Source organism: Sphingopyxis macrogoltabida, from assembly GCF_001307295.1.
In the GTDB taxonomy this organism is placed as follows: Bacteria; Pseudomonadota; Alphaproteobacteria; order Sphingomonadales; family Sphingomonadaceae; genus Sphingopyxis; species Sphingopyxis macrogoltabida_B.
This window is the reverse complement of record NZ_CP012700.1, coordinates 3,085,959-3,108,157: the sequence shown is the minus strand read 5'-3', so window position 1 is coordinate 3,108,157 and position 22,199 is coordinate 3,085,959. Positions and strand designations below refer to the sequence as shown.

Sequence of the window (22,199 nt, the reverse complement as noted above, 5' to 3'; positions counted from 1 at the left end):
GGCGGCGTCCGATTTGCGCCCGAAGTCGGTCGTTCGATCATCGATTTGGATGCGCTTCAAAGCAGTCATTCTGCCGATGCGCGAGCCGGTTTTAGATCATTGCGGTTGCATGAAGAGTCCGCTCGCGATAACTGATTACGAGCGGCAGGGCGTCGCCGCAATTTTCAGGGGGCACCATGAGCGACGGTAGCGGCAAAACCGTGCTTCATTCCCGATTCCGCCCCAATCTACTGCGCTGAACCAAATGATCCCGTTCAAGGATATCATAGCGGAGCACGGGGGGGACCCAGCCTGCTTCCTCAACTTTGATGATGAGGGTGACCAAGTTCACCTCTTGCCTTACGCCACGCTGTCAGCAGCACGATCAACAGGGAAGACCGATCCAATTTCGGCACTGATGGGCGTGTACGAGTGGCAGAGCGGGCCATTGTTTATGCTTGTCGATGGCGACGCGGTGACGGGTGACCCGGAGGGATTGGCGCGTCTCCGGCGCTTGGTCGCCATGCGCGGCGACGCCCCGTACATCGCGGTGCTCCAGATGGGAAGGCTCAGCTTTCACAGCGTCGGCCTGGACAACGAATCCTTCGACGCAACGCGGGCAATTTCCGAAGAGCTGGACGACCTTGGCATGGTCATCCCATTCATCGCTAATACACGGCCGAATGCGTCGTCGCGTCAGGTCTGGATCAGCGACGTAATTTTGAACCTTTTGACGGCAGCGCTTGATGCCCTCGTGGCTCTGAAAATCGACGACGGGGACGCTATTTCGCTAGTGGGGCGAGCGCTATTTACGCGCTTCTTGGCTGATCGCGGGCTGTTGCCCGGCACTGTTAGCCAAGCTTGCGATGGCGGAATCAACCACCTTTTCGACAGCGCTGCAAGCGCGGCAAAGGTGTCGGTCTGGCTTGATGAAACGTTCAACGGGGATTTCCTGCCGCTGTCGGATGCCAGTATCCACTCCATTCCGGAAGCGGCGTTCCAGACCGTTGGAAACATCATGCGGCGGGCCCCGGACGGGCAATTGCCGATCGAATGGGCGGAGGATTGGGCAAGGCTCGACTTTGCACACATCCCCGTGGGGGTTCTGAGTCAAGCTTATGAGCGCTACTTGGGCCGGCACCAGAAGGACAAGCAGCGTAAGGAGGGCAGCTACTATACCCCAAGGCACATCGCCGATCTTATGGTTCATGCGACGTTCGCGACCTTGCGGCGCGAAGGCGTAGCGCACACGGCGAAAATATTGGACCCGGCGGCGGGGGCGGGAGTTTTTTTGATCACCGCGTTTCGGCAAATCGTAAAAGAGCGTTGGCAGCATGATGGCAAACGGCCCGATACGAAGGCTCTCCGCCAGATTCTCTACGATCAAATCCGCGGATTTGATATCAATGACTCCGCGCTGCGCTTCGCGGCACTTGGTCTTTATTTAATTTCGATCGAACTCGATGCTGCACCCAAGCCTGTCGAGAAGCTCAAGTTCAGCCGCGATCTTCGTCAGACCGTCATTTTTGAACTCGGTCAGAGCGACGAGGCAGCAGATGGCAGCCTCGGAAGTTTGGGCGACCAAGTAGGCCCCGAGCACGCTGGCCAATATGATCTGGTGATCGGGAACCCGCCCTGGTCTTCCGCAACAGGTCTCGCCGACTGGCCATCGGTCATCAAGCGAACAGCTCAGATCGCCCGCGAACGATTGAACGACCGGATCGCGGCGCCGCTTCCCAACGAAGCGCTTGATTTGCCATTTGTCTGGCGCGCCATGGAATGGGCGAAACCGGACGGACAGATCGCCTTCGCCTTGCATGGTCGCCTGCTATTCCAACGTGGCGAAGGCATGGACAAGGCGCTTGCGGCGCTCTGCCGGGCTATCGATATTACCGGTGTGGTGAACGGCGCAGAGGTTCGCCAATCGCAGGTTTGGCCCAAAGTGGCTGCGCCATTTTGTTTGTTCTTCGCTCGCAATCGGTGCTCCGCCGCGGGCGCCGCTTTTCGGTACGTCAGCCCCCATCTAGAAGGCCCACTTACTGCCAGCGGAGGGTGGAGGATCGACCCGACCAATACCGAAACCATCGCAATCGACGAGCTAAGACAAAGACCCGAGCTACTGAAAATCCTGTTTCGGGGCACGCGGCTCGACCTCGACATCTTCGAGCGATTGTCCGCGACGCAATTTTCGACATTTGGAGAATATTGGCAGGGTCTGCATGGCGGTACTGTCAACCAACCGAACTGCGCCGGAAAAGGCTTCGGAAATCTCTTTGAAGGTAGCAGGCCCAATCCCCTTGAAGACCATCTGCCCGGCTATTCCGCGGAGAAAATGCTCGACTTGCCTTTACTGGATCACGAGGCGTTTCGCGGCGTGCTCTTGGACACGTCGAGCTTCCGACTGTTTCGTGATCTGGGCATGCCGCGTCTCGATCAGCGGCGCTCGCTGAGCCTTTATACTGGGCCGATGCTGCTAGTGAAAAAATCCCCCGACGCCAGAGACGGGCGGATCAAGACAGCCGTTTCGCTAGAAGACCTGACATTCAACCAAAGCTATTACGGCTACACCGCGCATCGGCAGGAATCGGCCGCCGATCTGGTCAAATATCTTTGCCTGATCATCAGTAGTAAAATCGCGCTCTGGCACGCCTTGATCACAAGCGGGGGCTTCGGTGTTGAACGCGACCCGGTCGAGAAATTTGTTATCCAAGAAGCTCCGTTGCTGCCTTTCGAGACGCTAACGGCAGAGAATCGCGCATGCGCTACCGCGCTTTTTGCTGAGCTCGCAGACGCCGAAACACCCGAGGTTTGGCAGAAAGTCGACGAGTGGGTGGGGTCACTGTTCAATCTCACACCCGATGACATTCAGGTGATCTCCGATACACTCGCCTTTGCGCTCCCCTTCGGCAAAAACCGAATCGCAGCTCGGGCGCCCGTTGGCGCACTTGCTCGAGCAGCTTTCTCCGAGCGGTTGGAAGCTGAGCTAGCTCCTTGGGGTGAGAATTTCGGTCGCCAGTTTACTATCACGGCTGTGGAGGCGCCGCCTTTGTCGCCTTGGCAATTTATCGCGGTTGCAGCCGGCGCAGGGGAGAGAAAGGCGTCGGCCGATCGGCCGCTTATGGAAGCGATGCGGCATATGGCAGACACGATGTCCGCAAGCGAACTCCTGTATTGGGATGAGCAATTGGATTGCCTCTTCGTAGGCCGGCTTAATCAGGCGCGCTATTGGTCGGTTAGCCAAGCGCGTCTCGTTGCGCGGCGCATTATTTGGGATAATGTCGATTTTCTGTCGGGCAGGCGCACTACATAATATGGCGGTCAAGCAGGCGCGCCCCAACCATATAGCGGAGCTAACCAGCGGTGTGCGTTTGCCTCTGGTTCAGATCGACGATCGTCATTTGAAGATCATCCTCGAGACGATCTCGCTGGCATGGCATGAGCTTCTCGCCAATGGAGCTCCGGCTTTGCTTAGCGGAGACGAGGCTGAGGTCAACGCCCTCCTCGAGCCACGACTCAATCATTTCTGCCAAACACAGAAGCTTTGGAAGGATCTGGTCCACTCAGTGCACCGGGGCCGGGAGTCGATGAGCTATAACGGCGCCAAAATCGAAGGGCGACCCGATCTGTCGCTCGTATTCACCGTCGGCAACCGCAATTTCCCATTCTTAGTCGAGTGCAAGATCATCGACCATCCGAACGCAAAGCGTGTTAGCCTATACTGCAAAGAGGGCATCGCGCGCTTTGTTGCCGGGGAATATGCTTGGGCGCACCGATCGGCGATCATGCTAGCCTATGTCCGCGATGGCTCGAGCGTGACGAGTAGGCTCGCACCCCATCTCATCAAATGCGCGCGCGCGCGTTCAGACACAATGCAGACGCTTTCCCACCCCGTAGCAAGGCCCGATCTCCACCCGACTGCCCAGCAGTCGTCGCATCGACGGGATTTCAGATATGTGGGGGATAGTTATAGCTGCGAGCCAGGGCCGATAAGTCTGTTTCATCTCTGGCTATAGACGATCGGCGTTTGCTCGCCGCGCCAATGGGCGCCAAGCGCAAACTCCGAACATCAATTCAATCGACGCCCGCTAGAACTCAGCGATCAGCAGTCGGGTGTGGGCGGTTTGTTCGTAACCTTCGCGGTCTTTAAGCATCGTTCAAGACGTTGTAGCCGGGCCTCTAGCTCCTTGCGCTGAGCAACGTCTGTGTTCACAGCGGTCCATGCATTGTTGAGGACGGTCAAGCTTGCGTAGAGACCGCCAAACACGGTCAGCGCAATGCTTATGAAGCCCGTAATTCCGAGCGTATTCACCCATCTGGTGTTTCTCTTTAATTGTTTGTTAGTTTTGGAAATAAATCCAGAAATCGAGCTCATGATAGGATTGCCCGAGTTGGCTTTTTGTAGGTAGGCCTCCGCCTCGATCCATCTTTTGTTCTTCGGAAAGACTTTGAAGTTCGGGAGCTCTTTGCGATAGCCCTCGCGATCCGATGACTGGCCAAACGAGGTTTTGGTGAATTCAATCCAGACGATTTTCTCGCCCTGTTTGATGGTAAGCGGCTGACTCGTCAGATTGTGCAGGGGGATAAGCAGGCGTCCCCGAAAACCCGGGTCGACGATCGGGCCTGTGCCGAGCAGGAGACCGCGATGAACCAGCTTGATATGAAGGTTAAAGCGCATCGCGATATATTGCGGTAGGCGAAACTCCACGTCGGTCTCGACAAACGTGATCGAGTTCGCCTCGAGAACGATTCCGCTCTCGCCGACATTTGCCACCGGTAAGACCTTCTTCTTTTTCTTGTCATCCCAAGAATATACATTGCCCCCTACGCCGATCTCGTAGGTGGCTCCCTTCAACAGCTTCTCATCAAAAGGCCGAATAAGACCGGTAACACGCGCATAATTGTTGATCTGTTCTGCCGTCAGTAGCGCCGGGTCCAAGTCATCAAAAGGATCCGTGAATTCCCACCAATCCGCTCGATCATCGAAGTCTTTCTTCGTCGTTGCCGGGTCCAAAGAGCGGGCATCGGCTGGCTGGGCTTTCGGCACGGCGGGAACAGGCTTAGGCCCGAAGAGCAGATAGCAGGCCCAGCTTGACAAAGCTGTCCACACCCGTGCCAACCCAATCGACATGTCGGTTCAGCCCCCGCTCGACAAAGTGAATGAATTCCTGCGCTGCACCTGTAAGCGCGCCGTCGTGGCAGCGCCAATCGACATGATCGAGGTGATTGAGGACGATCCTCGTCGGCATGTTCACCGCGATCGCTTGCTTCGCGATATCGAATTCAAAGCGGCCGACTCTTCGTAATTTCTTGGTAACACTCGTAAATTCGCTGAGATCGATGTGCGCTCCGCTTTCACGCGTTACCGTCTCCCAATCGGTCTCGGTTTCCAACGGCCCCGAGTTTCCCGATACCCGAATGGGCCAGCATCGCAGCACAAGTGTTACATCGTCGACATCAGTGGGCGCCAGGCCGGCTTCCGATAGGAAGCCCGCTGCACTGGTGTCGCGGCTCGTCACATTGGGCCAATGCGGGGAATGGAGCGGAGAGAGCCCAAAGCCCTGCGTTCCTTCGATGATGACCCGGCGACCTTCGTCCAGAGCTTGGCGCAAGAGGTCAATCGTGGATTTGACATAGGGTTTAAGTCGATCGTCATTCTTAGCGAAGGCAGCGGCCGGGCCCGCATCTGGCGCGCCCCGCTGAATGGCCGCGACGACCGCAGCACCGGTACCAGTCGCGGTTGAGCCGATGGACTGGTTGATTTTGGAGTTCACCTCATGGTCGATATGTCCAGATGTAATGACGCGCGCTTGCGGACTAATGGCAACATCCTCCGGGGCAAGGCCCAGCGATGCGATTTCTTCAAGTAGCAGGTCGGGATCAAGATAAGATCCCGCGGGGAGCACGATCAGGCGAACTCCGTCGACCGCTGCAACGGGGAGCTGTCGCAATACCCAGCGCCGCCCGCTTCGGTCATAACCGGTATGACCGGAATTGGGGCCGCCGACCCTCACCACCACAGCTTCGCCGCGTTCCTGCCGCGCTAGCGCTAGCGCTACCTTGCCTTTGCCTTCGGATCCATATTGGCCACCGACGACGATGCTAACGGGCATGATTCAAACCTTTTTCATGACGAAATTGATAAACTCTTCCAGCTTGGAGAGATCGTTCGTACTATTATCGAAGACCATGTCGGCATTCAGGTTCAGCTCTTTGACCTCAAGCTCGACCTCGTCTGCATCAGCCTCTTCGAAAGAGACATCCTTTTCGCGCGCGTCGAAGCGCATTTTGCGCACGTCGGCGGATGCGACTAGGTGGATATGTAGCATATCCGATCCAAATTGCGTCCTGAAAAAAGATATGTCCTCATGCCATCGGGCGCCGTCGATCACGAAATCCACCGAGGGGTCGGGTATGAGATCGAGGGTCTCTTGGCACAGCGCCCACTGCCCGATTTCGCGATGCAGCTGCATCCCCATGTCTTGGTACCAGCTTCGGGGCGGCTTTTCCCCAAATGAGCCGTCCCAGCGCGTCCGAATTGCCTGACTTATGCGTGCATATTGGAACCCTTGGCTGCGAAGCAATTTCGCCGCGGTTGTCTTCCCTGCGGCCACTTCACCGCTAATCACGATCACGCGGGCTTGGCTCATATCTTTGGTACTAGCATCGGTTCTTCGCCTTCTCCGCCGAGCGCTTCGGTGCGGCCAGCCAGATGGAAAAACCCTACAAGAGAACAGGTAATCGCATCAAGTTCGTCATGCGTGAGCTTGTCGTTTTTGAACCGTCCGGTGACGCCAAATTCCGACAGTCCTAGCTTCAACCATTCCTCACCCGCACCCTTGCGTGGGATCCCCATGATATCTTGGGCAGCACCAGGATAGCATTCGATCACCTGCAAGCCCTGATTGCGCAGGGCGGCCGCCAGCCTGATTCCGCGCTCGGTAAGCTTTTGCATACTCGGCAACAGGCAGGGATAGACGTTGATGCCCCTCCGTTTGAGTATCCGCTCGCTGACTCGCAAAATTCCAGCCTCATTTCGGGCGGGGTCGTCGTCTGTCACCTTAGTCCTGCCCACCGGCAAGCAGAGCGGTGAGTCGATCGAAACCAGATCCGGTTCAGACGCCAAGACGGCATCGATAATCGCAGAGTCGTCGCCTAATGTAGTTGTCTCGGCTTCGCATCCGCGCATGCGGCAAAAGCCGGAAAGCCGTTCTGCCGACCCGGTGAGATCGAGGCCGACCACGGTTGCGGTCTCAGCAGGCGTGCCTCCGAACAAGTCCATAAAGTGAACGACGCTGCGAAGATCTGTTGGAGGCGGGGGCAGGACTGCATCGGCATTTGCGAAACCTGATCGTTTCAATCGCGCGAGGCATAAGCCTCGCAACTGATCTGGCCGTAAGAATAGGTCGCTAGTCGTCCGCGCTCGAACTACGTGATCGAGAATTAGCTGCATCGCTTGGATGTCCGCACGATTATATTCGATAAGTTGCCGCAAAGCGATCCGATCGCCGCGCATGTAGCGGTGCCAGAGAATAACCGCGCCTGCCCCGTCGACGTCCTCAACACCGGCGCGGCAATCGATACCCAGAATCCGTTCTATCTCTTTCTGGCCTCCCGATAGCCCCATAGACCGGCAACTATATCGAAGATCGACATGATGCGCGGGCCACCGGATCTCTCCGATCAGATCTTCCAAAAATGCGAGGTCGAATCCCGAGCCGTTGAATGTGACCAAACTGTGAGCGTTTGCGAGCGCATTAAGAAATGGCTGAGGATCCTCTCCCGCAAGAACGACCTCATATTTGCCGCCGATGGCGAAGCCGATGAGCGTTACATAGTCATAATAGCGGCTCAGCCCAGTAGTTTCGATATCGAGAAACAGCACTTCGTTAGGATGAACGAAGAGCGGCGTCAGATCGGCACTAGATTTGGGCCGTTGATGAGCAGGTTTCGCAGCCACCCTCGATTCCTGATCGGTAATGGCCAATCTGCTATTCTCCGCAGTCGGAGAGAAAAGGTCGAGCAGCATCAGCAGATTACCCTCGTCCAGATCAGTTTTGAGGTCAGGAATGGCTTGATGATCATCCTGACAAAAACCCTTGGCTCCAACGGAAGGCAAAAACTATCTCACTCAAATTTGTCCGACGCGGCTCGGCCGAGCTGCATAAGTTGAGGGAGACTCCACTATGTTACGCCACTTAGGCTCGATCGGACAGATGGGAAATCGGAGGGCGCCGAGCCAATTTTAGGACGAGGCGGACGAGCCAGCTCTTTTGTGCAGGCGAACTTTGTGATCGCGCCAGGTCGCGCAGAAGGCGCGCGCCCGTTCCACCAAAAGCTTTGTGGGATTGACGAGAAAGAACGTTCGGCAGCTGTAGGCGTTGGCACGGATGGCGAGACTGTTCTCGCCGAGCTTGCCAAGCCAATGATCGACTTCAAGATCATGGCCACCCTTGAACCGGCTATTATGATGGTAGATCAGCGCGGATCGGCCTGCCGCGAGGGTAAGCGCTTCTGTGATAGGCAGGCTCTTCCCGAAGCGAGGCTTGCTACGACGTGCTGGCTGGTCGTCGGTTAGGCCATTGTCTGGATCGGCAAAGACAAGCTCGCAGTTCTGCATTTGTTGGTTCACACGGGCGAACCAGTCTGCGCGTGCATCTGACCGGAGTCGAGAATGAAGCTTTTGGTGATCTAGCAATTCGCTAGAATACATGGCCTCCAATCCGCACCTGCGCTCGATCGCCGCAACATTTCGACCCGACTCCACGATACTGCCAAGATGATCAAACAGCGTGGGGTCGAGATGGCGCCAATGTGACGCGTTTTTCAGATACGCGATGTGCTTCCCATCATCATTGTGGCCCTCATCTGGGTACAAATACCAAGCAACGCCAAGCTTCAAGCCTGGCGACAACGCGCGAAGGAGGGCGAGCTTTACATAGTCGCCGGCGTCGCCAACATATCTGTTCTGCAATTGCTGATCTCACCGTTCTGACGCTGCACCGTTTCCATAACTATTAAAAATGCTCGGGTCATCCTCTCATTGCCGCTGTGGAGCGTTCCGCCTTGTGCCTTTCTATGGGCCATCCATTGGGGAGTGTGTCATAAGATTGCGATCCATATTGAGGAAATTTGCACCAATTTTTCCGCAAATTATGTAAGGCAGCGCATCATATTTTCCACAGTATTAGACGAATATGATATTTTCGCGTAGGCATAATGCGAATCATGCATGCTTCAGAAGGTTAAAAATGGCGGATACTGACAAGAAGAGGGGCAAGTTTCGGGAGCTGGCAGAGAATCGCACGGACAAGGCTCTCGAAGCGATCGAGCGGATCGGCAATCTCTCGAATACGCAGCTCTACGCTTGGGACGAAGCCGAGGTGAAGAGGATCCTGAAGGCATTGCGGGACGAGGTCGGGAAGGTCGAGGCGCGGTTCCAAGGACCGAATGCCCGTCGGAGAGCCCGGTTCAAACTCTAAGGAGAGAGCATGAGCGCCGATAGTCAGGTTTCAGCCATTCGCGTCGATGACCAAGACTTTCTGGTCACCAGCACGATCGAACGCTGTCCCAAGGTCATGATGGTCCGCGAGCTGTTCAAAAACGCTCTTGAAGCGGCCGCTGATGCGCCTGAGGACGGAAAGGTAGAATTCCTTGTCAGCGACGTTCAAGGCACCCCCAAGCTCACGATCTGGAACAACGGTCCTGGGATGGATGAGGAAGAGCTTGCACGGATGACCAATCTCGCGGCGTCCATCCGCAAAGAAAAGGGTCTCGACAAGAATTTCGGAATGGGCGCCAAGGTCGCGTCGCTCCCGTCCAACAAGCGGGGCCTGCGCTACCGCTCCTGCAAGGACGGCCGTGTTCACGAGACCATCCTGTGCGAACGTGAAGGCGTCTACGGTCGCCTACGCCGTTTCGACACCGACGGAAACGACATCGGCGATGTCGTCGAGGTGACGGGGCTGATCGCCAGTGAAGGCGAGCGCTCGCTCGATGCCGACTGGACCGAGGTCACGCTCCTTGGCAACCGGATGGAGCAAAACACTGTCGAGGATCCCTATGACGGCGATCCACTGCAGAAGCGCTTCTGGCTCGCGAACTATCTTTATCACCGCTTTTATACGTTGCCGGGCAACGTTGAAGTTCGGCACATGGAGGGTACACATGCGCGCAAGACTGGGTCGCGGCGGTTCCGGCCGATCTCCGAACGGCGCGAAGAAGGCACCTTCGCCCGCCACGAGACCGCCGAACTGCCGAATGGCATCAAAATCCATTATATCTACGACGAACCGTTCAACGACACCTCGCACAATCGCTCGGTCAGCGGCTCGATCACCTCCGATGTCAGCACCTGCGCGGTTGTCTTTCACGGCGAGATGTACGGGGTCCTGTCGGGTCGTTATTGGACGATCGAGGCGCCCACGTTCGGAATTCCGTTCGGAGCGAAGCACATCTCGGTTCATATCGAACTCCCCGACGATTTCGCTGTGCGTCCGGAAGGATATCGTCAGTTCCTGCGGTATATTGAGGGCGAGCAGGAGCAGGTCGAGGCCAGCGACTTTGCTGTGCAGGTATTGGAGCACCGGCCCGAATGGCTGGTTGACTGAGGATCAGCGTGCAATAGGCACCCCCTTCGTGGGGTGATCGGCGTGCAAAAAGGACCCCTTCATCCCGGGGATTTAGTCGGCCGACTGGTTTTGATCAGTTGGCGAGAACGGGATGTTGATCGTGGAGACAGTGGTTCGGATTCGGCGTGAGCATGCAGCGGGTAAGGCGATCAAGGCGATCGCTCGTGACCTTCGTTTGTCGCGGAAGGTCGTCCGCAAAGCGATCCGGTCGCCGGAGGCGGCGTTCAACTATCAGCGCAAAGTCCAGCCGCTGCCGCGGATCGGTCCTTATCAGGATCGTCTCGATGCGCTGCTTGAGGAGAACGAAGGTCGCGGCCGCCGCGATCGGCTACGGATGACGCGTATCCATGACCTGCTGGTGCGCGAGGGGTTCGATGGATCCTATGATGCGGTGCGCCGCTATGCGGCGCGCTGGCGTGCTGCGCGGCGGAAGGATGCTGGCGAAGGCGCACCGGCGTTCATCCCGATGACCTTCCAGCCGGGTGAGGCCTACCAGTTCGACTGGAGCCACGAGGATGTGGAGATCGCCGGCAAGCCGATGCGGGTGAAGGTGGCGCATATGCGTCTCTGCGACTCGCGCGCACCCTATGTCCGGGCCTATCCGCGCGAGGGCCAGGAGATGCTGTTCGATGCCCATGCCCGGGCGTTCGCGTTCTTCGGCGGTGTGCCGCGACGCGGTATCTACGATAATATGAAGACGGCGGTGACGGCCGTGTTCACCGGCAAGGAGCGTGTGTTCAACCGCCGCTTCCTGATCATGACCGATCATTACATGGTCGAGCCGACCGCCTGCTCGCCGGCGGCGGGATGGGAGAAGGGCCAGGTCGAGCAGCAGGTCCAGACGATCCGAGGCCGCTTCTTCCAGCCGCGACTCCGGTTCGCCAGCCTGGCCGAGCTCAACGGGTGGCTGGAGGCCGAGTGCCGGCGCTGGGCCGAGCATCATGCCCATCCCGAACGCGGGGATATTACCGTCGCCGAGGCGCTGGATATGGAGCGACCGGCCCTGCAGCCGATCCTGGCACCGTTCGACGGCTTCCATGAGAGCGAGCATGCCGTCACCGGCACCTGCCTCATCAGCTTCGATCGCAACCGCTACTCGGTCATGTCGACGGCCGCACGCCGGACCGTTCAGGTGCGCTCCTATGCCGATCGCATCGTCATACGCTGCGGCGATGCGATCGTCGGGGAGCATGAGCGCCACTTCGGTCGGAACCGCACGATATACGATCCCTGGCATTATCTGCCGGTCCTCGCGCACAAGCCCGGCGCGCTGCGTAACGGCGCACCGTTCCAGGACTGGGATCTGCCGCCCGCCCTGCACCGATTACGGCGAAGGCTCGGCACCGGGGACGAGGCCGATCGCAGGTTCGTGCGGGTCCTCTCGGCGGTGCTCACCGATGGCCTGGAGCCGGTAGAGGCTGCCGTGCGCGAAGCGTTGGCGAACGGAACGGCCAGCGACGAGCTGATCCTCAACATCCTCTCCCGGCGCCGCGAGCCGGCGACACCCCACAGCATCGTCACTTCGGAAGACCGGATGCTGCAGCATCCTCCGCTCGCCGACTGTGCCCGCTATGATCTGCTGCGAGGCTATGATGCAGCGGCATGATATGATCGACACGATGCGCGGCCTCGGACTCAAGGGCATGGCGGCGGCGTTCGACGAGGCGGTCACCACCGGCCTCCAGCGCAAGCGCACCACCATGGAGATACTGACCGACCTGCTCCGTGCTGAGGCGACCCACCGGGATGCAGCCTCCATCCGCTATCGGATGACGGCTGCGAGGCTGCCCGTGGTGAAGGACCTGGAGCGGTTCAGCTTCGAGGGCACACCGATCAATGAGGAGATGATCCGCTCCCTTCACGATGGCTCCTTCCTCCCGCCTCGCCGCAATATCGTGCTGGTCGGCGGCACGGGGACAGGCAAGACCCACCTCGCCATCGCGATCACCGCCAATGTCGTGCGAAGGGGCGCTCGCGCCCGCTACTTCAACACCGTCGATCTGGTGACACGCCTCGAAGAGGAGACCCGGATCGGCAAAGGCGGGACCCTGGCGGCGCAGCTGTCGCGGCTCGACCTGATCGTGCTCGACGAGCTCGGTTATCTGCCGTTCGCCCGCTCGGGAGGGCAGTTGCTGTTCCACCTCATCAGCAAGCTTTATGAGCGGACCAGCGTCATCATCACCACGAACCTCGCCTTCGGCGAATGGCCGACCGTGTTCGGCGATCCCAAGATGACCACGGCGCTGCTCGACCGCGTCACCCACCACTGCGATATCGTCGAGACGGGCAACGACAGCTGGCGCTTCAAAAACCGCAGCTGACAGCCACCTTCGGCGCCTTCAAAAATCTATCTTGCGCTGCGCGCGCCTCCGGTCGGGCTACGCCCGCCCTCCGCCGCACGCAGCGCAAGGCCATCTTCAACAAACCAGCATCATATTATCCGAAAAGGGGGTCCCTCTTCGACGCCGATCGGGGGTCCCTTTTGAACGCCGTTTGACATGACCTTGAACGTCGTGCGCTCGTGTTGGATCTGGAATGATGCTGTCGCAGCAGATGAAATCAATTTCGCCCAGATCGTGATAAGCAAGCTTCAGCATATCGGTGCCTGCCTGATAGCTGTCAGGAGCGTGATCGAGTTTGATGCCTTGCGTTTCCGGATTGAGAAATGGGAGGATTTGTGGATCGTCCAGAAACAGGTCGATGTCGTGACTTTCACGATGATCGATCTGCAGCATCAGTGCGGTTCCGCCGCCGAAGCTCCACTGAGGCGCGAAGCCGTTCGCCTTCCTGAAATGGTCAAGAATATCTACGGCGAGATTGAAAAGGACCGGCCATTCGCTCGGCCGCTTTGCAGACACGGCGTCAGGCCGCCAGCGGTAGCGTGTAGCCCGAAAGTTCGGAGATTTTATCGGCGACTTGGCTCGCTTGACTTGCGTCTACGCCCATCGCTGCCATGAACTGTTCCTGGACGTTCAGCGGCACTTCGGAGAAGAAAGCGAAAACCGGCGCGTTGCAGTCAATCGCGCTCTTCAAGTCGACGATCATGGCAGCAAGCTGATGTGCGGAAACGGCCGCCCCATAAGGGGCGTTCACCGTCGTCAGCACTTGAGTTACAGCGTTTGCCATCATTCCACTCATAACACGATCCTGTTTGGATCGTTGTTTTCATATAGTCGCGAGCGGTTATCAAAACAAGAATCTCGCTCAGGTCGCGTCCTACGCCCGACGCGAGGCAATAATGACAAGACCAGATTCAGCTTATGAAGCATGCATCATGGCTTTGATGTTTCAAGCAGATTCCGCGCCAGAGCTAAGAAAGTTCCGTCCGGCTTATCGCGACGGGCCCCCAACGATTCCAGTGAATTTCGAGAGTGCGCGGACGCCTACCGCTGGGCGAACGCCCGTCAGCATCTTCGCGGCGAGATAGAGGTTGCGCGCTAAATTGGGCGCATGATCGGTCCCGACGGCGATTGGAATGATCCGGTTCGTATCGTTCATCGGACGCACCCATGCGACCGGATGCCCGATCCAGGGCAAGCCGAGCCGGCCCGATCGCAGCATCGCTTCCTGCGCGGAAATGGCGCGGACCTGCCAGCCATATCGCCTTCCCAGACTTCCGAGCTTGGTCCAGAGATCGGCGCAGGGAACGCAGCCGGGCGCGGTGCTCATCTCGACGACGAAGGCCGAACTGCGTCCGCGCAGTTCCTCGGTAAAGTCCGGCGGGAAAGCGCGCGTCACCGGAACGCGCGAGAGCCAGTGGTTCATCGCCGCAGTTGTTCCGACCGGATGGATCGCGGCGCGCGCTGCATCCTCGCGGCTGACAGTCTGCGCCATGCCGGGCGAAATGACTAGGATGCTCATGCTCAGCGCGCTTGCACATCGCGCCAACATACTGAACTCGCCTTGCAGGTAAGGGGATTTGCTCTTACCTTGTGCTATTGAAAGGACTCGCCACATGAACGCTGTTACCATTACCGCGAAAGGGCAGGTCACGCTGCGGAAGGAATTGCTCAGGCATCTCGGCGTCCATCCAGGCGACAAGATCAGCTTTGACAAACTCCCCGGCGGTGAAATCAAGATTCGGGCCATCAGGCCTTCCGGAAAGATTGAGGATTTCTTCGGGTCACTCAAGCGGGAAGGCCAGCGGCCCATCTCGATCGAGGAGATGAATGAGGCCATTGAAAAGGGCTGGGCCGGACAGCTGTGAAAATTACTGCCGACACCAATATCCTCGTCCGATCCGCAACGCTGGACGATCCCGTTCAAAGCCCCTTGGCAAAAAAGCTCCTGAAGGAAGCAGAACTTGTTGCTGTGACGCTTCCGGCCTTGTGCGAGTTCTGCTGGGTGCTCAGAAAAGTGTATCGCTATGAGGCGGCAAGGGTCGCTGCATCGGTCAGATTGCTTATCGACGCCGGCAATGTCGCAGCGGACCGACAGGCTGTTGAAGCGGGGCTTGCAATACTGGAGCAAGGTGGAGACTTCGCTGATGGGGTCATCGCCCACGATGGCCAATGGCTGGGAGGCGAGACCTTCGTGAGCTTCGATCGAGGCGCTGTTGGCCTTCTGGCAAAGCATGGGCAATCTGCGATGAACCCCGATCAATCGAAAGCTTGATCCAACTGCGCTGCGCTGCTCGGCAATAGACGCTGTCATCGACGCGGCTCCAAGCCCGCACCGACGAGGTCGCCGCCCAACACACGGGGATCGGTCGCGGAAACCGGCCCATTGCCGAGTGCGTCGAAGAAACCATCTTCCTCGCCCGCGCCGGTCAGGAACTGTTCGGGCCGAATGTCGCCGAGCATCAGCCGCACGGCCTGGTATGTGGTCTGCGCGAGATTGGGATAGGATTCGACACCCGACGCGATCACCATCCTTGCCGAGCTGTCGCGGCGGATCACCATCGTCGTCGGTGTCACCTCGACGCCGAAGCGCTGTCCGAGCTCCGGTCGGCGCTCGAGATCCATCTGTGTGACCTGCCAGCCCGTCTCCTCGCGGAACCGTTCGAGGATCGGCCATTGCACCCGGCAATAGCCACAGGAATTCCGCGAGAACATGACGAGCGCGAACTGGCTTGCGTGGGCGCGGAGATACCGGCGGCGAACCGCTTCCTTCTCGGCACCCATCGCCGCGCGCGCGTCGCCGACGATCGGGTTGGCGGACTTGGCATTGAGTTCGGGGTTCTGAAGCAAGGCGATCTGAGTCACGCCTGCGAACGCACGTGCCTTGCGCCGCGCGAAGTCCTGCAGCCGCCAGAAGTCCGCGACCGCGTCGACGGTGAGCACGGTCGCTGCATAGTCGCGTTGCTGCTCGATCAGCTTGCGGATTTTGGGCGGCGTCCATGTCGCCAGTTCCGCCATCGGCGGTATCGCCGGCTTCATCAGCGCGTCGGGCTCGGCATCCGCATCTTCGACCGGCGGCGGTGCCTGATACCACCAATAGCCCTGCTTCGGTTCGCGGGTGGGTGAGGTCGGCTGCGCGGCGGCGGGGAAGGCCGTGATGAGCGCCGCGAGGAGGGCAGGGCGGATCACAGCAGCTTCTCCATGCGGGTGAGGCGCGCGATCGGCACCGGTCCGTAATAGCGGCTGTCGAACCCGCTCGGGTGCAGCGAGCCGACATAGATCAATCCCGGCGGGATCAGCCCGTGATCGGGCCGCCAATAGTCGAGCCGCTGGCCATTTCGCCCGTAGGGCTTGGTCACGCCGAGCAGGACGCCGTCGCAATAATACCACCCGTCCATGGCGTGGGGCTCCATCGTCGACGGTTTCTCGATCAGCGATATGCGCTCGCCGGGCATGCAAAGCGCGCGCTTGGTCACCTTGACCGGTTCGGGGCCGGCCAGCGGATGGGAGAGCATGAACAGGACGAAATCGCCCTTCTCGATCGGCCCCGGCGCCGCGCGCACCGCCCAGGCGTCGATCGACGGCGACATCACGAGAATGGCTTGCTGCATCGCCCAGCACGTCAGAAGCCCGAGTGGCACAACGATCGCCGTCGCCTTCCAGAGCCGGTCGGGGCGCGCGGGCTCGCCGAGCCCCGGACTGCCGAGCGCAACGGCTGCGCGCCGCGGCAGTCCCTTCAAACCGATCGCCAGATGCTTACCGGCCTTCCAGGCGAGACTGAGCATCGCGCACCTCCTCTTTTCCGCCGAGGCGGGCAATTTCTTCGAGCAAACCGGAAAGGGCGGCATCGCCGTAAGCGATATGGCTCCCGCGCGGACTTTCCTCCTCGCGCTCGCAATAGGGGAGCACCGGATCGCCCGGGATCATGGCGAGCGCGGGCACGCGGGTGACGCCGTGCTGGCGAAAGACCAGCGGGTCGACGATCACCTGCACGTCGCGCATCACGCATGCCGGTCCCTCGCAGCCGGGATCGAGGCGGAGAATCTCGGCGGTGAGCTTCGCCATCGGCGCGACCTTGGCCATCCCGCCCGGCATGCCGCGAAACGCGAGGACACCGCGTGCCTTCTCGAGCTGCGCTGCATAGGTGCGCAGCGTTGACGACGGCATCGACGAGGAGACGAACAGCACAGGCACCCAGCCTTTCGCCGCCGGCGCCGGACCGGCATCGGCGACGGCCTTGATCTCGGGCGCTTCGAGCCCGAGTGCCTGGCCGAGCCGCTTCGCCATCGCCTCGCGCTCTGCGGCGAAGCGGTCTTTGCCGGTCTCAAGCGCATCGCGGGCGCGGGCTTCCATCGCTGGCGACTTGGCACGGTCGCGCATCGCCTCGAAGGCGCGCCGGCGTTCGACCTCGCTCGGCTTCGGCAGGTCAGATGGGCCGTTTTGCTGTTGGGCTTTGCGGCGCGACACCGCGCCCTTCAGCCGGTCCATCGCCGCTTCGCCCTCGCGTTCTACCTTCTCGCGCGCCGACGGGTTGTCGTCGATGCCCGGCGATATTTGCGCTGCGGCAAGGCCGGCGATGCCGGCTACGTCGGCGAGCGCCACCGCGAGTACGGCGCGGCGCCTAGCGGCCGATGGCCTGCATATAGGCATCGATACGATCCTTCATGTCTGACTGGATGTCGGCCTGCGCGCGGGCCTGAACTTCCGAATAATATTCGGAGAGGTCCATTCGGCTGAAGTCGAGCGCTTGGAACTCTTCGGGCGTGAACCCGCGGCAGTTCGGCGTCTTCACCGGTCCCCAGCCATCCGCGAACGACTTCAGCTGCGGGCGGCCCTGTTCCTGGATGATGCGGCCGAGCTTGGTATTGAAGCAGCAATGGCTGCGCGACTTCTGGACGCAGATGCCGAGGATCTTCGACGAGCAATAGGAGCCGACCTCGACGCACATGCCCGAGCCGCGTAGCATGCCCGTCTCCATGTCCTGCTGGTCGCAGGAGGAGAGGAGGAACTCGATCATGACGTTGACCGCGAGGCTGATCGCGATCGAGGTCGGATCGATGCCGACAATGATCGCATTGGCGCCCGCGCTCGCCGCCTGGCTTGCCGTCGCGCCCGCCTGGAAGGCGGCATAGGCGGCTTGGGCTCCGGTGAACACGCCCTTGGCGATCGCGATCTTCGTCTGCGTCGACGCGATCGACGAGCCCATTCCGTCCTTGACGATCTTACCCTTGTCCTTGCAGCAGTTGGAAAAGGTTGTCTTGAGGCCCGCTGGGCGGCAGCGCAGCGCGCGGCCGCCGAATATCTCGATGTTCCCGAGACAATTGCCGTCGGTGTCGACTTCGCCGTCGGCGGGCGCGCCCGGATCGTCGACGACGGGTTCATCCTCGATCGGGTTTGCCGCGGTATCGATGCAGGCGTTCGGCGAGCAACTCGGCACGCCGCCGCTCGCCAGCGTCTCGCACGCATATTGCGAACCAAGCGGGCAGGACGACGCGCCGCCGGGCTCGGGCGCGCACGATGCCCGTTCGATCGGGCACTGCCAGCTACCACCTTGCATCCCGACGCAGCTAGCGGTCTCGCCCGCGTCGTCGGCGTCACCATTGCCATTGAGGTCGACCGCGCAAATCTGCTGCGCCTGCGCTGCCGACGCGTAAACGGCGAGCGCGAAGGCGACGATGCCGAACAGGATCAGCGCGAGGCGCGACGGCCAGAAGAGAAAGCGGCCCATCATCGCGCTGTCGCCGTGCAGGCGAGATCGGCGCCAGCGAGCCTGACCGTTTGCATCATGACCACCGCCTCGGGAAAGGTATCAAGGCAGCCGCAGGGCGTGACGATGGTCTCGCCGGGACCGGCGGGACAGACATTGCCCGGTGAGCAGGCGTGATAGAAGGTGTCGAAGCCGGTCGGGCTGGTCTGCTGCGCGCCGACGACGCCCGCAGGCGCCGCGTCGGTATTGGCTTTCGCAGAGCGCGTCTTGCAGACCGCCTCGCAAGCTGGAACCGAGCCGCGATCGGGAAGCGCGAAGGCGCGCGTAGACGCGGCGCTGCCGCCGTCGGCCGTCCGAACGCGGTCGGCGAGCAGCGTCTCGGTCGAACGATCGATGATATAGGCGCCGCGCGACAGGTCGGGTTCGGGCATCGCGCCGGTGTCGATCGCGCATTTATAGGTCCGCTGGCGCAGGAAAAAGTCGCGGGTAAGGGTAGCGGTGCAACTGCCCGTGCCGAACTGGCGCGACCGCGGGAGGGGGCGAAGGCCGGTGCCGACGCCGTTCAGAAACGTCTGGACGCCATCGACGCTCTCGCTGTCGAGGCGGCACTTTTGATTGGCGCCAATATCTTCGCACTGGTCGACGAGCCGGTCGCTCGGTTCGCATGCGTCCGAAACGCGAATCTCGACGTCGACCAGTCCCCATTCGGTCGTGAGAGGCGCACCGCCGCCGCCGCCGCGCACGCGTGCCGACACCGTCGTCGGCCCCGCCCGCAGGTCGGTGGTAAAATCATAGGAGGTGTAATTGCGCGCCGCGCCGCCATCGGTGCGGCAGTCGCCTGAAGGCAATCCTGTCGTCAGCCACGGACGCGGCCCCGCGGAGCCGACGACGCGGCCGTTGATGCGGCCCTGGACCCAGTCGTCGGCGCCCATCTCGACGATCCGCGCCGACAGGAGCTTCGCGGGGTCGCTGACTTCGAAGCGCGCGGTGAAGATCGGCGGCGCGCTACTGCAATTGCCATCTCCGATGATGCGAAAGCGTCGGCAGCCTTCGCCGCAGCCCTGAACCGAATAGATGACGCCCGTCGCGGAGACGATATCCTCATACGCGAGCGGCCGCAGTGTGACGTCGCGTTCGATCGTGCAGGCGCGGACCTGTTCGGCCTTGCCGATGCCGGCGGGCGATCCCTTGAGGCTCTGGAACAGCGAGCTTCCGGCTGCGGTCGCCGCGGCGTCGCCGAGGATCGAAGTCGGACGGCCGCGATAGGCTGTTTGCGGAAGGTCCGGCAAAGCCGTGCAGGCGGTTGATTGCGCTCCGACATACTGGATCAGCGGGCCGTTGATGCGCGCCTCGGCCACGCCGACGCGGGGATCGTGGCTCGTGAGTGCGCCGATCGCGCCGCCGCCGAGATCCTTGAGCACCGACGGCAGATTGTCCATCACGAGATTCGCGCCGCAGCTGTTGTTGACGCAGTAACAGCCCGCGAGTTCGGCCATTTCGGCGGCGGCGAGCCCCAGGTCGCCCGAGACATCGACGTTCCAACGATGATAGTTGCACGCGTTCCAGCTTCCGGGCTGGCAAGCGATGACGCCGTTGGCGCAGATGCCCGAGACGGGCACGGGCAAGGTGGACACGCGGTCGAAGCTGCCGTCGAGATCGGTGTCGCGGGCGATGCGGACGGTGTTGATGTCGCCCGTGCCGTCAGGCTGGATCAGGATTTCGAGGAGGCTCGATGTTTTCTGGCAGGCGAGACTCGGCGTAAAGCTCTGGCTGCGATCGACCGTCGCGATCGGCTGTCCGCTGAGGCCGGGGGTGAGGTAATTCTCCTGGATCGCCTTGCTGGTCGAGGACTTCGCGCGAGAAGCTTCCGCGGCTGCGCGCGCGCGGTCCTCGACTGACTGCGCCAGTGTGCTGGCGGAAGCCATTGCCGCCATCGGCAGCAACAGGAGAGAAACCGAGCGCTTCACGAACGATCACCGTCCACAGTGCGCGATCCATGCGCGAGCCGAAACAGGTCTCCCGCCCGGAAGTCATCGGATCCGGGCGAGAGGTGCCGATAGACGGCCTGGCCGTCGAACACCGTGAGCACCGCTTTTACCCGAGGACACGGCGGGATCAGGGCCGGTCTCGCTTGTGGCGATGGCAATTTACCCGTATCGTCTGCAGGTGGAGCGGCGCCCGAGAGGGGGCAGGGCGCCGCTCCCGCCTCGCGCGCCTGCCGGCAGCCACCGGGGCTGTGGCGGGCAGACCGGGCCGATTCCGGGCTGCGCACGAGACGATCGGGAAGTGCCGGGTCAGGGCGTCGAAATGCCGGCACAGCAGATCGCTTTCTCGAAGAGCATGAACTGGGCGTTGTCCTTGCCCGGCGCGTGTTTGCCGGAGGTCCAGAGCGCGCCGGGACGGCCGATGTTGACGCACTTGCCGCCCTTCACCGGCTCCATGAGCTGGAGTTTGTATCGGCTCTTGGTCCAGATCGGCTGCGGCTTGAACGAGCAGCCGTCCGCCGAATGGATGGTCAGCGCGCCGAGCCGGCCCATCATGAACGTGCCGCGCGCTGCCAGCCCCGCCCAGGCTTCGACGCGGTCGCCCATGTGAATGTCGCCGGCGACAGGATAGGTGCTTCCCCAACTGCCCATGCACCAGAAGAGCGGGTCGATGACCTTGCCCGCTGCCGCCGCGGCGCTGTCGGACATGCAGGCAAGGCCGGCCGCGGGATTGCCGAACAGGATGCCTTCGGGCTGGATGATCGCTCCCAGCGTCCCCGACTGCCAGGTCGGCATCACCTCGGTCATCAGCGCGACGTCGAAACCGTCATCCTCGAGGCACGGAAGATCGCTGAACATGTCGAGCATCTTCCAGACCGGCGCGACATAATAGTGCATCTGCGCGAACAACTTCGTCGTGTTCGTGCCGTCCGAAATCGACGACTGGCTGCCCTGGAGCTTGCCGCCGGTCGCCATGATGTCCGTGCCGAGCGCCATCATGCAGCCGGGTTCGGTCACCACGTCGATCATCCGGTTCGGAGTCCAGAAACTGACCTTGACACCGAACCAGAAGGTTGCACCTTTGCGGCACGCACACAGCGGTTTCGACGCCGATTGTGCGTCGAGCGCCTTGTCGAGCTTGTCGTAGCTGCCGGCGCGCACGCCGCCGATGGTGATGGGGAAGATGCAGTTCCAACGCACCTTGGTGATCGGGTTGAAGATCGTGTCGCTCGGACATTTGGATGCTTGCGCTGGAGCGGGGATGAAAGCGAGAACTGCGCCGAGCCCGACAGGTACCGCCCAGCGAAAGGACCGGCGCGTCTTCTTCGGCTCGACTTGGCGCCTGGCGCCGCTGCTCCCCGATGCGGAAGTCGCGCGCAAGTGTCGGCAAGCTGGCATGACTTCTCCGTTCCGCCAGGTAGGGCGCTGAAAAGGTTGGATGAGGCTTCGGCGCTCTGTATGGGCGATTGGCCTGCCCGAAGCGGAGATGGACCCGCCGACATGCTCGTCGCAACCAGATGGGAAAGGATATGCCGCGGATGGGCACATTGTTGCCGCTATC

22 protein-coding genes are annotated in these 22,199 nt (G+C 60.7%); 8 read left to right on the top strand and 14 right to left on the bottom strand.

From position 1 onward, the window contains the following. Positions 1-244 precede the first annotated feature (244 nt). Both AN936_RS14510 and AN936_RS14505 read left to right on the top strand, forming a co-directional pair. Positions 245-3,289: an HsdM family class I SAM-dependent methyltransferase gene (locus AN936_RS14510; RefSeq protein WP_054588727.1), complete on the top strand. Its 3,045-nt coding sequence runs from the start codon at positions 245-247 to the stop codon at positions 3,287-3,289. 1 nt (position 3,290) lies between these two features. Further along, positions 3,291-3,992 carry a hypothetical protein gene (locus AN936_RS14505; protein ID WP_054588726.1) on the top strand — a complete coding sequence of 234 codons (702 nt, stop codon included), beginning with the start codon at positions 3,291-3,293 and terminating at the stop codon, positions 3,990-3,992. A gap of 86 nt (positions 3,993-4,078) precedes the next feature. Here the strand turns inward: AN936_RS14505 and AN936_RS14500 are convergent, their stop codons facing one another. The 5 genes from AN936_RS14500 to AN936_RS24735 all read right to left on the bottom strand — a co-directional run bounded on the left by AN936_RS14500 (position 4,079) and on the right by AN936_RS24735 (position 8,950). Then, complete coding sequence (locus AN936_RS14500; RefSeq protein WP_149037675.1) at positions 4,079-5,107, bottom strand: dCTP deaminase domain-containing protein; 1,029 nt, start codon at positions 5,105-5,107, stop codon at positions 4,079-4,081. After that, positions 5,037-6,089, bottom strand: a complete 1,053-nt coding sequence (locus AN936_RS14495; protein WP_054588724.1) for an adenylosuccinate synthetase — start codon at positions 6,087-6,089, stop codon at positions 5,037-5,039. Before AN936_RS14495 ends, AN936_RS14500 begins: the two co-directional genes overlap by 71 nt. A 3-nt stretch (positions 6,090-6,092) precedes the next feature. After that, the gene (locus AN936_RS14490) at positions 6,093-6,626 is read right to left on the bottom strand and encodes a hypothetical protein (protein WP_054588723.1); all 534 of its coding nucleotides are present in this window, start codon (positions 6,624-6,626) and stop codon (positions 6,093-6,095) included. After that, entirely contained in the window at positions 6,623-8,095 is a 1,473-nt protein-coding gene (locus AN936_RS24235; RefSeq protein WP_082665054.1) for a ribonuclease H-like domain-containing protein, read from the bottom strand. The genes AN936_RS14490 and AN936_RS24235 overlap by 4 nt, the downstream gene beginning before the upstream one ends. Positions 8,096-8,221: 126 nt before the next feature. Continuing rightward, positions 8,222-8,950 carry a hypothetical protein gene (locus tag AN936_RS24735; protein ID WP_149037674.1) on the bottom strand — a complete coding sequence of 243 codons (729 nt, stop codon included), beginning with the start codon at positions 8,948-8,950 and terminating at the stop codon, positions 8,222-8,224. Between the two features lie 277 nt (positions 8,951-9,227). On the opposite strand from AN936_RS24735, the gene AN936_RS14470 reads away from it, so the two are divergent. From AN936_RS14470 to istB, 4 genes are all read left to right on the top strand, one after another. Then, positions 9,228-9,458, top strand: coding sequence for a hypothetical protein (locus tag AN936_RS14470; RefSeq protein ID WP_054588719.1), 231 nt, complete (start codon positions 9,228-9,230; stop codon positions 9,456-9,458). A gap of 9 nt (positions 9,459-9,467) precedes the next feature. Further along, on the top strand, positions 9,468-10,586 hold the full coding sequence (locus tag AN936_RS14465; protein ID WP_054588718.1) for an ATP-binding protein: 1,119 nt from the start codon (positions 9,468-9,470) through the stop codon (positions 10,584-10,586). A gap of 112 nt (positions 10,587-10,698) precedes the next feature. Then, positions 10,699-12,213, top strand: coding sequence for an IS21 family transposase (istA, locus tag AN936_RS14460; RefSeq protein WP_021238707.1), 1,515 nt, complete (start codon positions 10,699-10,701; stop codon positions 12,211-12,213). Then, positions 12,200-12,928 (top strand): IS21-like element helper ATPase IstB, encoded by a 729-nt coding sequence (gene istB, locus AN936_RS14455; protein ID WP_031304487.1) that lies wholly within the window; start codon positions 12,200-12,202, stop codon positions 12,926-12,928. Before istA ends, istB begins: the two co-directional genes overlap by 14 nt. 96 nt (positions 12,929-13,024) lie before the next feature. On the opposite strand, the gene AN936_RS14450 is transcribed toward istB, so the two are convergent. From AN936_RS14450 to AN936_RS14440, 3 genes are all read right to left on the bottom strand, one after another. Beyond that, positions 13,025-13,465, bottom strand: coding sequence for a nucleotidyl transferase AbiEii/AbiGii toxin family protein (locus AN936_RS14450; protein ID WP_054588717.1), 441 nt, complete (start codon positions 13,463-13,465; stop codon positions 13,025-13,027). A gap of 4 nt (positions 13,466-13,469) precedes the next feature. After that, positions 13,470-13,745, bottom strand: coding sequence for a hypothetical protein (locus tag AN936_RS14445; protein WP_223181289.1), 276 nt, complete (start codon positions 13,743-13,745; stop codon positions 13,470-13,472). 192 nt (positions 13,746-13,937) lie between these two features. Then, a complete protein-coding gene (locus AN936_RS14440; protein WP_052208289.1) occupies positions 13,938-14,468 on the bottom strand; it encodes a hypothetical protein in 531 nt (176 codons plus the stop codon). A gap of 94 nt (positions 14,469-14,562) precedes the next feature. Here AN936_RS14440 and AN936_RS14435 point away from each other — a divergent pair, with 94 nt between their 5' ends. Together AN936_RS14435 and AN936_RS14430 are read left to right on the top strand one after the other, a co-directional pair. Continuing rightward, positions 14,563-14,814 carry an AbrB/MazE/SpoVT family DNA-binding domain-containing protein gene (locus AN936_RS14435; protein ID WP_039575504.1) on the top strand — a complete coding sequence of 84 codons (252 nt, stop codon included), beginning with the start codon at positions 14,563-14,565 and terminating at the stop codon, positions 14,812-14,814. After that, positions 14,811-15,221, top strand: coding sequence for a type II toxin-antitoxin system VapC family toxin (locus AN936_RS14430; protein WP_054588716.1), 411 nt, complete (start codon positions 14,811-14,813; stop codon positions 15,219-15,221). Before AN936_RS14435 ends, AN936_RS14430 begins: the two co-directional genes overlap by 4 nt. A gap of 35 nt (positions 15,222-15,256) precedes the next feature. On the opposite strand, the gene AN936_RS14425 is transcribed toward AN936_RS14430, so the two are convergent. From AN936_RS14425 to AN936_RS14400, 6 genes are all read right to left on the bottom strand, one after another. After that, on the bottom strand, positions 15,257-16,135 hold the full coding sequence (locus AN936_RS14425; protein ID WP_082665250.1) for a conjugal transfer protein TraF: 879 nt from the start codon (positions 16,133-16,135) through the stop codon (positions 15,257-15,259). Continuing rightward, positions 16,132-16,731, bottom strand: coding sequence for a S26 family signal peptidase (locus tag AN936_RS14420; protein WP_054588715.1), 600 nt, complete (start codon positions 16,729-16,731; stop codon positions 16,132-16,134). Before AN936_RS14420 ends, AN936_RS14425 begins: the two co-directional genes overlap by 4 nt. Beyond that, positions 16,703-17,596: a type-F conjugative transfer system pilin assembly protein TrbC gene (locus AN936_RS14415; protein ID WP_054588714.1), complete on the bottom strand. Its 894-nt coding sequence runs from the start codon at positions 17,594-17,596 to the stop codon at positions 16,703-16,705. Before AN936_RS14415 ends, AN936_RS14420 begins: the two co-directional genes overlap by 29 nt. Continuing rightward, positions 17,568-18,677, bottom strand: a complete 1,110-nt coding sequence (traN, locus tag AN936_RS14410) for a conjugal transfer protein TraN (RefSeq protein ID WP_039575491.1) — start codon at positions 18,675-18,677, stop codon at positions 17,568-17,570. The genes AN936_RS14415 and traN overlap by 29 nt, the downstream gene beginning before the upstream one ends. Then, positions 18,674-20,620 carry a hypothetical protein gene (locus AN936_RS14405; protein ID WP_321164285.1) on the bottom strand — a complete coding sequence of 649 codons (1,947 nt, stop codon included), beginning with the start codon at positions 20,618-20,620 and terminating at the stop codon, positions 18,674-18,676. Before AN936_RS14405 ends, traN begins: the two co-directional genes overlap by 4 nt. Before the next feature lie 327 nt (positions 20,621-20,947). Continuing rightward, positions 20,948-21,901, bottom strand: coding sequence for a TraU family protein (locus tag AN936_RS14400; protein WP_039581037.1), 954 nt, complete (start codon positions 21,899-21,901; stop codon positions 20,948-20,950). Between the last annotated feature and the right edge of the window lie 298 nt (positions 21,902-22,199).